The sequence below is a fragment of the Pseudomonas sp. GL-B-19 genome (assembly GCF_019956415.1).
Classification (GTDB): domain Bacteria; phylum Pseudomonadota; class Gammaproteobacteria; order Pseudomonadales; family Pseudomonadaceae; genus Aquipseudomonas.
On the sequence record NZ_JAHBDK010000097.1, the window covers coordinates 131223 to 143353 of the forward strand.

Consider the following 12131-nt stretch of genomic DNA (forward strand, 5'->3'; position numbering starts at 1 on the left):
ATCATTTATGGGCGATGTTTACTGTTCATAAGTGGGCCGGTGCCTCGTCCTGCTGGGGGTTTAGGGCTAATGCCGTGGGCGAATGTTCATCGATCTATGTTCATGGAGCTGGCCAGCGACTTCCGGACCTACCCGCTTCTGTAGGCCGGGTTTCTTCAATGCAGTGTGCTCCCGGATTCGAGCGTGTTGTTTTGGCTACGGTTTGCGTTTGCTACCCACATCCTCACGTCTTTCCGCCCTGGACATCGGCGGGGATGGCAACTACTAATCATTTCACATGGTCGATTGCTGCCTGTCAGCAAGTACGGCTTGCGACCCAATGTAGCGGACTTTCGCCGACGGCAATTTAGTCCGATCGTTGCCGCTCAGATGTGCCGTTCGCGTATGCCCGTTTGAAGACTAGGTAAAGCGCGCCAGTTCGATTCAGCGTGTAGCTGAGTGGCTCGACTTCGGCGTCAGAACTATCGCGCCGTCGATCACTTCTATGGTCAGTACGTCGCCGACGCTCAATCCTAAACTGGCGAGTAGTTCAGGTGGCAAGTCGACGATGACGTCGCCACTTCCATCCGCAGGATCTTGGCATTTCACTGTCCAGCGTTGGGCTTCGGTCATGATGTTACTCACATGCGGGGATGACTCATTATGCTCGCAATGTCTTTGCCGGTTGAAGCGTGCTGCTGACTGGTGATGACTTCTCCTGGCCGATCCAAGTCATACAGCCGCCAATCATCCGCCCCGTGAAAGGCTTCGTTGGAACCCTTTTTTGATAGCGCTGAAGGGCGCACGTGTCAGTAAGACGCGTGCACGGGCTTTCCCTTATGGTTCTAACATGACGTCCGGGCGACCAGCGTCATATTCGTCGAAGATCAGCGCCATGGGCCGGCAGTGCCCAGGGCAGGATGCCTTCCTGGAATTCACAAGTTCGGTATGTGCTGCGGGCAAGATGAGGGCTTAGTTAACCATCACCTCGTCCAGTGCCTGCTCGAGGGTGCTGACCGTGCGCTCGATATTGTGCAGCTTTTCGAGTCCGAACAGACCGATGCGGAAGGTCTGGAAGTCAGCCGGCTCGTCGCATTGCAACGGCACTCCGGCGGCGATCTGTAGGCCGTGGTTGGCAAATTTCTTACCGCTCTTGATGTCGGCATCATCGGTGTAGCTCACCACTACGCCAGGGGCCTGAAAGCCGGCTGCGGCCACGCTTTTGATGCCTTTGCCGGTCAACATTGCGCGCACCCGATCGCCCAGAGCCTGTTGTTCGCCGCGGACCTTGTCGAAACCGTAGGCTTGCGTCTCTTTCATCACTTCGTTAAATCGCGCGAGGGAATCGCTGGGCATGGTCGCATGGTAGGCATGTCCGCCCTGTTCGTAGGCCTGCATGATCTGAAGCCACTTTTTCAGGTCGCAGGCGAAGCTGCTGCTATGCGTCTGTTCGATGCGCTCGAGGGCCAAAGAACTGAGCATCACCAGGGCGCAGCAAGGGGAGGCGCTCCAGCCTTTCTGCGGTGCGCTGATCAGCAGGTCGACTGCGCATTTCTGCATATCAACCCAAAGCGTGCCAGAGGCGATGCAGTCCAGCACGAACAGGCCACCCACCGCATGCACGGCGTCGCCGACGGCCCGCAGGTAGTCGTTGGGCAGGATAATTCCTGATGAGGTTTCAACGTGGGGGGCGAAGACAATCTGCGGCTTCTGCGCCTGAATGGCTGCCAGCACTTCGTCCAGAGGGGGTGGGGCGTAGGCAGCCTGGCGACCAGTGTCGACCGGTCGGGCTTTCAGCACCGTGGTGGCCACCGGGATGTTGCCCATCTCAAGGATCTGGCTCCAGCGATAACTGAACCAGCCGTTGCGTATCACCAGGCATTGCTGGTCGGTGGCAAACTGTCGCGCCACCGCTTCCATGCCGAATGTGCCGCTGCCCGGGACCACCGCTACAGCCTGGGCGTTGTAGACCTGTTTCAGGGTCCTGGAAATGTTCTTCATCACGGCTTGAAATGACTGCGACATGTGGTTGAGCGAGCGGTCGGTGTAGACCACTGAGTACTCGACCAGCCCCTCAGGGTCGATACTGGGATATAGCTTTGACATGGGGTGACTCCTTTGGCAGAGATGTCAGTGGTATCGACCCTGCCCTAAGCCTTGGCAAATGACAAGATTGCTCGGGATTGAATTGCGACTTCTGTCGAGCGGCTGGCATCACCTGTGGGCGGCAACTCTCATGGGCAATGATCAGATGGTGCTTGTCGTCAACAGCTGTTTGGACGTTATAGCCAACCGTTCCGGTGCCTCGGCCGCTCGTGGCCATTGAGCGTGCATCGGATCGGTAAGAGAGATTTGTTGGTCTGGACTGTCGTGGAGCTGCGCCTCGATGTCCTTGAGTTTCTGCATCTGCTGTTTCAGGGTTTCGATTTTTTCTTTCAGCCGCTCGGCTTTGGCCTCGGCCACTTCGGGCGTTGCCCGATCCACCGAATCCATCGCCGCCAGATAACGATCAATGCGCTGTTCGATCTGTTGCATGCGCGCCTTCACTTTGCCCTGGGTGAAGTTACGGTCACGGTTGTTGACGGCTTTGAACTTGCTGCCATCGATGGCGATGATCGATTGAGAGAAGAGGTCGAGGTTACGGCAAAGCACTACGAACTGGCGGCAGACGCTGCGAATGGCTTTGCCGTTGTCCTTGCGAAAGTCGGCAATGGTTTTGAAGTCTGGAGCCAAACGTCCCGTCAGCCACATCAACTCGCCGTTACGCTCGGCCTCACGCTCAAGCCGACGGCTGGACTGAATCCGATTGAGGTAGCCGTAGATATAGATCTTTAGCAAGGTCGCTGGATGGTAGGCCGGACGCCCCGTTGCTGCAGGATCAACACCCTCAAACCCAAGTGCACCCAGGTCGAGTTCATCGACGAAAACGTCGACCACTCGCACTGGGTTTTCTTCGGCTACGTAATCGTCCAGACACTCCGGCAGCAACGTGACTTGCGTCCGGGCCTCACCTTCAATGAATCGCTTCATTATCGTCCCCGCCACGATCTCGACGATTTGAAGGTTAGACAATCGCAGGCGTTTTCACACAGCCTGGACCCAGAGCGGACATTCGTAAGAAGGCGGGGCGGCTCTGTTGCGTCCGGAGAAAAACACCTCTGACACCGCGTTATAGCGTCATGTTTCTTTCATGCAAGCGGTAACCGACCCGACTGCTCAGGCGCTCGTAATAGTTCCTCACGGTAGGTAAGCCCGAACAAGCAAATTTCGAGATAAAAAATGCCGCGTAACGGAGCAGCTGGTACACAGCTCCGACGCGGCAAAAAGCTCTGTTTGACGAGAGCGTCGATAACCCCGCAGGGGTTCGGTTTACATGGCCCAGTGCAGCATTGCCAGCACCAGTGCGCCAAGGAATACGGTTTCTCCCACCATCAATAGAATGGGTTTGATCCCCACTGAGGCCAGCTCCTTGAGCTGCGTCTTCATGCCCAGTGCGCTGATGGCGATCACCAGGCACCAGCGTGACAGGCTGTTGCCGGCGTCCTGAACCATCTGTGGAATGAACCCGGTGCTGTTGACTGCGGCAAGGATTACGAATCCCACCGCGAACCACGGCAGCAGCGGTGGTCGCTTGCTGCCAGGTTCGACGCCGCGGGCGCGGGTGATCATGGCCGCACACAGAATTACCGGTAGCAGCATCGCCACGCGCATCAGTTTCACGACCGTGGCGCTGTCGCCGGTCTCGTGTGACATGCCGTAGCCGGCGCCAACCACCTGGGCGACATCGTGAATGGTTCCGCCGAGGAAAAAGCCTGCATGGAGTGGGCTTAGGTTGAAAAATTGGGCGATCATTGGGTAAAGGATCATTGCCATGGTGGATAGCGCCGAAACGCCAATGACCGTGAACAGCGTCGCCCGCTCTTTCTTCTCATGGCTGGGCAGCGCTGCCGCCAGGGCAAGGGCTGCCGAAGCGCCACAAATTGCGGTGGCACCGCCGGTAAGCAGGCCGAACAAGGTGCTGAAGCCCATGGCACGAGCCGCGACGATGGACACCAGGATAGTCACCACCACCAGCGTCACCACCATCAAAACTGGCTGCCAGCCAAGGGCAACGATCTGCTCCAGGGTGATGCGGATGCCGAGCAACGCAACACCGACCCGAAGGATCTCGCGGGCCGTGAATTCGATGCCAGGCTTGCATACGCCGTCACCGGAAAGAAAATTCATCGCCATGCCCAGTAGCAGTGCGAAGAGCATCACCGGTGCACCGTAGTGCTCGGAGAGGAACGTGGCCGCAGCGGCGACCATGGCGCTGACGATAAAGCCGGGCATCAGCAATTGGCTGCGTACCCCCAGCGAGGCAATGGTTGCGGAGCTCATGCAGGACTCTCCTGAGGGCAGGGCAGTGGTTGTGCCACGGGCAGCTCGACGGGGGCGCTCATGACATTCTTCCGGCTGGCGATGTACCTGTGACAGTCGTCACGAGTCTCTGGATATCGCGGTGGTAGTGGCGCTTGCCGTAGCAGAACACCAAGGCTGCAGCGATGCTGACCAGCGGGATCAACTGGAAAGCGCGATCGAGACCAAAGGCGTCAGCCAGCAGGCCGGTGACATAGGGACCGGGCCCCTGACCGAGCAGGTTGTTGGCCAGGGCCAGAATGGCAAAGGCCGTGCCGTGCACCGAAGGGTGGGTCAAGTTGGCAATCACGGCGCCGGCGGGGCCAAACGTGCCGGTGACCACCAGCATGGCCAGAGCAATGCATACCAGTTGCGCCAGGCCTGGGGTCAATAGCATGGCCACTGACAGCAACAGGCTAGTAATCAGGCAGTAGGCGATGGCGAGGGAAATCTTGCGCCCGGGAGCTTTACGGCATAGGCGGTCGCTAAGGATGCCGCAGAGAATCATGCCGGCGCCACCCGCCAGGATCAGGATGGCGGAAATCATGCCAGCCCGATCGGTGCCCATGTGGTAGTAACGGTTAAGGTAGCTGGGCAACCAGGCAATCAACGAGCCGGCGATGAACATCTGCAGACCGCTGCCGATATAAGCGCTGATGACCGAGCGGCTGGCGAACAGCGTACGCAGAGGATTCTTGCCGCTTGCTTCGGCGTATTGGCCTGCGCCCTTATCGCAATTGCCAAGGCGCGACTCCTTGACTACCAGTGGATAGAGGATGGCGAGCGTCATGCCAAAAATCGCCATGATGATGAAAGCGGTGCGCCAGCCCAGGTGCTGGGCGATGACGCCACCGAGTGCCATGCCCAGTACTGAGCCAAACATGCCGCCAGCCATGAAGGTGCTGATGAGGGTCGCACGCAGCTGCTTGGGGAACACCGAAAGCACCACCGCGACGCCAACGCTGGCATAGGCCGCCTCGCCGATGCCGACCAACGATCTGGCGAGGAGCATGTGCTGGTAATTTTGCGCAAGGCCGCAGCCCAGAGTAGCCAGGCTCCAAAGCGCGGCCATCAGTACCAGGCTGCGGACTCTCCCCCAGCGGTCGGCCATTATTGACAAGGGTACGGCCAACAGGCCCACCATCAGAGCGACGATGCCGCTCAGCAGGCCGAGCTGGGAGTCGCTCAGGGTCCACTCGGACTTGAGCAGTGGAAAGATTGCGTTGAGCACTTGTCGCGACATGTAGTCTGAAATCAGCAAACCGAAACTTAGTGCAAATACGCACCAGGCATACAGCCGGGGCACGCTGACGGTCGAAGTTTCGATATTGTCAGCAAGGGCGTGGTGAACATTCATGGCGTTTCCTTGAATCTGGGCTTCTTGTTGTTATTGCACGGCCCTGATCGGACTCGTGAACCGGGCCTTGACCTGCGTGCGGCTCGGGCAAGCATCGGTGCGTGTCACTACCCGCCCGAGCGCATTGAGCGAGGCCGGCCCTCAGGCGGTGGGCAGACGGTAGTCGTGGAACATCTCGCGAAGCTTGTTCTTCAGCATCTTGCCGGTCGCGCCGAGCGGGATGCTGTCGACGAATACCACGTCATCCGGGGTCCACCATCTGGCGATCTTGCCTTCATAGAAGCCAAGCAATTCGTCGCGCGAAACTTCGCTACCGGGCTTGCGGGTCACGACCAGGAGCGGGCGCTCATCCCACTTCGGATGGTAGGCCGCAATACACGCGGCCATCGCCACCGCCGGGTGGGCCATGGCGATGTTTTCCAGGTCAATGGAACCGATCCACTCACCTCCGGACTTGATGACATCCTTGCTGCGGTCGGTGATCTGCATGAAGCCCTCGGCATCGATGGTCGAGACATCGCCTGTTGGGAACCAGCCATCGACCAGCGAATCGCCAGTGTCGCTCTTGTAGTAAGAGGAGATGATCCAGGGACCGCGCACCATCAGCTCGCCCGAGGTTTTGCCGTCGCGGGGGAGTTCCTTGCCATCATCGCCGACGATTTTCATGTCGACGCCGTATACGACCCGACCCTGTTTGGCCTGCAGGACGCGGCGTTCGGCGCTGTCCATGGCGAGGTGCCTGGCCTTGGGGGTGCAAACGGTCCCGAGCGGACTCAGCTCGGTCATGCCCCAGACGTGCAGCACCTGTACGTCATAGCGGTCCTCGAAAGCCGCCATCATGGCCGAAGGGCAGGCCGAGCCACCGATAATCGTCCGGCGCATGGTCGAAAATGTCTTGCCCGTTGCCTCGACATGCGCGAGCAAACCTTGCCAGACGGTGGGCACGCCGGCGGACAGGGTGACTTTCTCCGCCTCGAACAACTCGTAGAGCGATTCGCCGTCGAGCATTGGCCCGGGAAAAACCAGCTTGGCGCCGACCATGCAGGCCATGTACGGCAAACCCCAGGCGTTGACATGGAACATCGGCACCACCGGCAGGATGGTGTCGCGCGCCGAACAGTTCAAGGTGTCGGGGAGGGCGGCGGCGTAGGTGTGCAGAAGCGTCGAACGGTGGCTGTAGAGCACACCTTTGGGATGGCCGGTGGTACCGGAGGTGTAGCACAGCGACGATGCACTGTTCTCATCGAAGGTTGGCCAAACGAAGTCGTCGGTGTGGGTTTCGATCAAATCTTCGTAGCACAGCAGATCGGGGATCGAGGTAACCGCCGGCATATGCGCTCGGTCGGTCATGAGCACGAAACGGGTGATGGTCGAGACTTTTCCGGCGATGGATTCGACCAGCGGCAGGAAGGTCAGGTCGAAGAAGAGCACGCGGTCCTCTGCGTGGTCGGCAATCCACTGCACCTGGTCGGCATGCAGGCGTGGGTTCAACGTGTGCAGCACGGCACCCGAGCCGGATACGGCGTAGTACAGCTCCATGTGGCGGTAGCCGTTCCAGGCGAGCGTGCCGACGCGGTCACCAAAGCTGACGCCGAGCGTGGCGAGCGCATTGGCCAGGCAGCGTGCGCGTTGCCCAAGGTCGCGATAGGTTTGTCGATGGATATCGCCTTCGACGCGGCGGGAGACGACCTCCTGGTAGCCATGGTGGCGCTCGGCATGGGTGAGGAGCGTCGAAATAAGCAGCTGCTGTTGCTGCATCAGTCCATTCATGTTGGACACCGTCTTATTGTTGTTCATGTGAAATACCTTGGCGAATAGCCAACGAGGGATCGACTCAGTTGTCGTCCAGTTGTTCGAGGAACTCGAGAAGCAACGCGTTGATCTGCTCTGGCGTTTCTTCCGCCGCGGCGTGGCCCACACCGGGTAGCAGTACTTTCTTGCGCAGCCCGACCAGATAGGTTTCGAGCTGGTCATACAGCCTACGAATCTGTGGCGGCTCGATGGATGGGTCGTTGGCGCCACCGATGAACATGCTGGGCTGGCGCACCACCGCGCCATCGAGAAAGGCGGAGATCTCCCAGTTGCGGTCGCGGCAACGGTAGTAGTTCAGGGGGCCGGTGAAGCCAGCACGGGTGTACTCATCCACGTAGTAGTCGATCGCCTGGGGGCTCAACCAAGCGGGAAATGCTACAGGGTTCGATTTGGAGATACGTGTGGGAGATGACCTGCCGGGTCAGCATTTGGGGCGCAAGCTTGTGAGTAATCGGCGCGTGCTGTGTGCAACGCCCGAGTATCTGGAGCGGCGGGGCACGCCTCAGTCGTTGGAAGATCTCAAAAACCATGATTGCCTGGTGCTGAAAGAGCGAAACAACGCTTTTGGCGTGTGGAACCTCACCAGAAACGGGCAGGAAGAATCCGTGCGCGTCAGCGGCCCGTTGTCTTCCAACAGTGGCGAGATTGTTTTGGAGTGGGCGCTGAGTGGTGGCGGCATTCTGCTGCGTTCGATGTGGGATGTGAAACCGATGCTGGAAAAAGGACGTCTGGTGCAGGTGCTTGCTGATTACTCACAGAGCGCCAATGTCTGGGCTGTTTATCCCACTCGCCTAAGCGAGTCGGCTAAATTGCGCGTCTGCGTCGAATTTCTGGAAGAGTACTTTCGCGATCTGTCGGTTGGGTGACTTCCGGGGCGGAAGATCAACACACGTGATCTTCCGCCAGGAATTTTCATCAGCTCAACCAGGGGTTTTCCGCCAGATGCCGAGATTCGAAGCTTCGAATCTGATCGGCCCGCTGCAACGTCGTACCAATCGCATCAAGTCCTAGCAAAAGGGACTGTTTGCGCAGTTGGTCGATCTCGAAAGGAATCACAGTACCGTCCGCCAATTCGATTGTTTGCTCTGGTAAATTCACTTCGATCCGTGCTGTCGGCGCGTCACTGATTACCCTGGCAATCTGCTTTAGCTGGGCTTCAGAAAGCTGTATGGCCAACACACCATTGCGCTGGCAGTTGTCATAAAAAATACCGGCAAAACTGGTACCGATGAGTGCTCTGATGCCGACTTGTTTCAGGCCCCAAACGGCATGTTCTCGACTAGACCCACAACCGAAGTTGGGGCCGACCACCAGGAAGGCTGCGTCGTTCCAGGCTGGTTGATTGAGAATGAACTCAGGGTTGGGTTCGCCTGACTCCAGAAAGCGCAAATCGAAGAACAAACCGCGATCCAATCCCTTGCGATCAATACCCTTGAGAAACTGTTTGGGCATGATCACGTCGGTGTCAATGTTGGAAGCCAAAAGTGGCGCGGCGCTGCCGCTGACCGTGTTGAAAGGTTGCATGCTTCAAGCCTCCAGAGCGAATGAGCGAACGTCGGTCAAATGTCCGGTGATCGCTGCAGCTGCGACCATCGCCGGACTCATGAGATGGGTGCGCGCGCCGGCACCTTGGCGACCTTCAAAATTGCGATTTGTACTTGATGCGCAGCGGTCACCTGGAGCGAGGACATCGTCATTCATGGCCAGGCACATCGAGCAACCCGACTGCCGCCATTCAAAACCGGCATCCAGGAATATCTGCGCAAGGCCTTCCTGTTCGGCTTGAGTACGAACCAGTGTTGAGCCGGGAACGATCATTGCTCGTACATGTGCCGCTACGCGCTTGCCGCGCACCACACGGGCAACGTCACGCAAGTCTTCAATTCGTGCATTAGTGCAGGAGCCGATAAACGCATGGCTGATGACCACGTCGCTCAGCGGCATGCCCGCCTGCAGACCCATGTAATCCAAAGCGCGTTGCATACCTTGGCGAAGAATGAGGTCGGGTTGAGTGGCAGGGTCTGGCACATAACCGCCGACTGGCGAGGCTTGATCGGGGCTTGTACCCCAAGTGACCATCGGTTCCAGATCATCAACGTTGAGTATTACCTCGCGGTCAAATACAGCGCCTTCGTCAGTGTGCAGTTCTTTCCACTTAGCAACTGCCTGCTTCCACATTTCGCCTTGAGGCGCACGTGGTTTGGTTTGCAGATAAGCGAAGACTTTGTCATCCGGAGCCATGAACGCGCCCCTGGCACCCGCTTCGACGGCCATGTTGCAGATCGTCATTCTGGCCTCGACACTTAGCTCAGAGATCGCCGGCCCGGCGAATTCGATTGCATAGCCAGTGGCGCCTGATGCGCCGATATTTTCGATCAGCGCCATGATGATATCTTTGGACGTGACACCGCTACTGAGCAGCCCGTTCACTGTAACTCGCATGGTTTTCAGGCGTTTGTAGACCAGTGTTTGCGACGCCAGCAGGTGCTCGATTTCAGAGGTGCCGATGCCAAATCCGAAAGCACCCAATGCACCGTAAGTCGTGGTGTGGCTGTCACCTGCAGCGACGACCATCCCAGGTAATATGAAGCCTTGCTCTGGCGCTACGACGTGCTCAATGCCTTGTCTCTTGTCCAGCACATCAAAGAGCTCGATTCCAAAGTCTCGGCAGTTTTCTTCAAAGTACGAGACCTGTTGCGCACCGCCGGCATCCGGCATGGTCGCAATACGAACCGGTGCGGTCGGGTTCACGTGGTCGACCACCGCAAGCGTCGCGTTTGGCCGCCATACTTTACGGCCTGCTTCGCGCATCCCGCTAAATGCCTGGGGGCTCGTGTATTCGTTAGCGACCTGGCGATCAATGTACAAAAGCACGTGGCCTTGATTATCAAGAGGGCAAACGGTGTGGCTATCGATGTGTTTCTGGTAGAGCGTTCGAGGCATATTCATGGCTGGATTCTTTCTCTGTCTTATTCGAGATCACGGGTACAAACATGCCTACAGCATATTGATCCCTGATCACGCATCAAGAGCGTGAAAGTGAACGCGTTCAGCACGAATTGTGAATAATCGAATTAACCCGTTTTCAGTGTGATTGCTCAATGCGTCTCAAGCTTTAGTGATCATCAAGGCAGCACACACCATAAGAAACAGGCAAAACCAGGTGCGAAGAGACTTTTCGGGCAGGGCATGAGCGAGCTTGACTCCCCAGCTGACACTGAGAAGCCCACCTAACGCCATGGGCAGGCCAAGATGCCATTGCACATGGTCGTGGAGTGCATAAGTCAGCAGCGTTACACCCGTACTCGGAACGGCCAGTGCCAGTGATAGCCCTTGCGCAACTACTTGGGTTGTACCGAAGACGGTGGATAAAACGGGAGTGGCCAATACCGATGCTCCCAAACCGAAAAAACCGCCCAAGATCCCGGAACCCGATCCCAAGACCATCAACCATGGCCATGGATGTCGCAGCTCTTTGCTGGGCTGCGGTTTAGGTAAGTACATCTGCAAATAGCTGTAGGCCGAAAGCAGCATCATGAAGACGGCAAAACCTATGCGCATGGTATCGGGATCCAGGCCTACGGCAATGATCGATCCTATCCAGGCGAAGACAAATCCTGCTGCCGCTAATGGCGCCGCATGACGCAGTAAAATTCGTGTTCGTTGGTGGTATCGCCACAGCGCGAGCATCACGTTGGGCACGACCATGACGAGCGTCGTCCCCTGAGCCAGCTGTTGATCCATTCCGAACATCAACACCAAAGCCGGGATTGCAATGAGTCCACCACCGATCCCGAATATCCCTCCGAGCGTACCCATTGCAGCGCCCAACAGCAGGTACATAGCCCAATCGATCATTTGAGGCTGCCCACCTTTAGCTTATGAGTTAGATGGTTGAGAGATACTGGCGCGCATTGCATCGCGCTAACAAAGAAGTAAATTGAATGCCGCTCGTAGGGATGAGTCGGCGTGCCTGAGAAATTAAAGCGGACAGCCCTTTGCCCGCAAAATAGCGTCGAAGCGATTCGGGTCTAGTGTGCCGGCTTCAATAGCCTTCAATGTTGCCTGCTCGCGTGCAAGCAAATCGTGGCAACGCACAAGCAATTCAGGCAGCTCTGAACGGGCGGCAGCAACTACACCATCGCCGTCGCCGATCATCAAATCACCAGGTGTAACCAACATTCCAGCGCAGGAGATCGGGACATTGATTTCTCCTCCACCATCGGTGCTTGGCCCTCGATGCACCCCGCCGATAGCGTAGGCTGGCAACTCGCCGGTCTGCCACTCATCGAGATCGCGCAGAGCGCCATTGATTACCACGCCAACAATTCCGGCCTTCAATCAATGCCATTGCCCGCATGATGCCTCCGAAGACGGCGCGCGTTAGGTCGGCACTACCGTCAATTACGAGGACATCGCCAGGCCGCGCCATCTGCATCGCTTTCAGGATCATCAAATTATCGCCAGGTCTGACCCTTACAGTCAGGGCGCTGCCAAGCATTGGCGCGCTCCCATGAAACGGACGTAAACCTAAGGCCAGAAGAAACAACATTAAACATAAAACCCTCGCTGCCAGGCCGCACTA

General features: G+C 57.7%; 11 protein-coding genes and 2 pseudogenes. 1 reads left to right on the plus strand and 12 read right to left on the minus strand.

Features of this window, described 5'->3' with window-relative positions; genetic code table 11:
• Positions 1–423 precede the first annotated feature (423 nt).
• The 7 genes and pseudogenes from KGB06_RS28550 to KGB06_RS28580 form a co-directional block, all read right to left on the minus strand.
• A complete protein-coding gene (locus KGB06_RS28550) occupies positions 424–612 on the minus strand; it encodes an AbrB/MazE/SpoVT family DNA-binding domain-containing protein (RefSeq protein WP_223521727.1) in 189 nt (62 codons plus the stop codon).
• Between the two features lie 339 nt (positions 613–951).
• A complete protein-coding gene (locus KGB06_RS28555) occupies positions 952–2085 on the minus strand; it encodes an aminotransferase class V-fold PLP-dependent enzyme (protein ID WP_223521729.1) in 1134 nt (377 codons plus the stop codon).
• Between the two features lie 127 nt (positions 2086–2212).
• A pseudogene (locus KGB06_RS28560) lies at positions 2213–3009 on the minus strand (transposase); the annotation flags it as partial.
• Between the two features lie 339 nt (positions 3010–3348).
• Positions 3349–4359, minus strand: coding sequence for a YeiH family protein (locus tag KGB06_RS28565; RefSeq protein WP_223521731.1), 1011 nt, complete (start codon positions 4357–4359; stop codon positions 3349–3351).
• A 58-nt stretch (positions 4360–4417) separates the two neighbouring features.
• The gene (locus KGB06_RS28570) at positions 4418–5734 is read right to left on the minus strand and encodes an MFS transporter (protein WP_223521733.1); all 1317 of its coding nucleotides are present in this window, start codon (positions 5732–5734) and stop codon (positions 4418–4420) included.
• 141 nt (positions 5735–5875) lie between these two features.
• A complete protein-coding gene (locus tag KGB06_RS28575; protein WP_317849419.1) occupies positions 5876–7531 on the minus strand; it encodes a 3-(methylthio)propionyl-CoA ligase in 1656 nt (551 codons plus the stop codon).
• Positions 7532–7568: 37 nt separating this feature from the next.
• Positions 7569–7907: an alpha/beta fold hydrolase gene (locus KGB06_RS28580; RefSeq protein WP_223521734.1), complete on the minus strand. Its 339-nt coding sequence runs from the start codon at positions 7905–7907 to the stop codon at positions 7569–7571.
• A 19-nt stretch (positions 7908–7926) separates the two neighbouring features.
• Here KGB06_RS28580 and KGB06_RS28585 point away from each other — a divergent pair.
• Positions 7927–8412, plus strand: a pseudogene (locus tag KGB06_RS28585) (LysR substrate-binding domain-containing protein); the annotation flags it as partial.
• A 49-nt stretch (positions 8413–8461) separates the two neighbouring features.
• Here KGB06_RS28585 and leuD read toward each other — a convergent pair.
• The 5 genes from leuD to KGB06_RS29950 all read right to left on the minus strand — a co-directional run bounded on the left by leuD (position 8462) and on the right by KGB06_RS29950 (position 12098).
• Positions 8462–9070 (minus strand): 3-isopropylmalate dehydratase small subunit, encoded by a 609-nt coding sequence (gene leuD, locus KGB06_RS28590; protein ID WP_223521742.1) that lies wholly within the window; start codon positions 9068–9070, stop codon positions 8462–8464.
• Positions 9071–9073: 3 nt separating this feature from the next.
• Positions 9074–10495, minus strand: a complete 1422-nt coding sequence (gene leuC / locus KGB06_RS28595) for a 3-isopropylmalate dehydratase large subunit (protein WP_223521744.1) — start codon at positions 10493–10495, stop codon at positions 9074–9076.
• Between the two features lie 159 nt (positions 10496–10654).
• Positions 10655–11404 (minus strand): sulfite exporter TauE/SafE family protein, encoded by a 750-nt coding sequence (locus KGB06_RS28600; RefSeq protein WP_223521746.1) that lies wholly within the window; start codon positions 11402–11404, stop codon positions 10655–10657.
• A 123-nt stretch (positions 11405–11527) separates the two neighbouring features.
• Complete coding sequence (locus KGB06_RS29945; RefSeq protein ID WP_263288437.1) at positions 11528–11887, minus strand: hypothetical protein; 360 nt, start codon at positions 11885–11887, stop codon at positions 11528–11530.
• The gene (locus KGB06_RS29950) at positions 11832–12098 is read right to left on the minus strand and encodes a hypothetical protein (protein WP_317849420.1); all 267 of its coding nucleotides are present in this window, start codon (positions 12096–12098) and stop codon (positions 11832–11834) included. The genes KGB06_RS29945 and KGB06_RS29950 overlap by 56 nt, the downstream gene beginning before the upstream one ends.
• Positions 12099–12131: the final 33 nt, after the last annotated feature.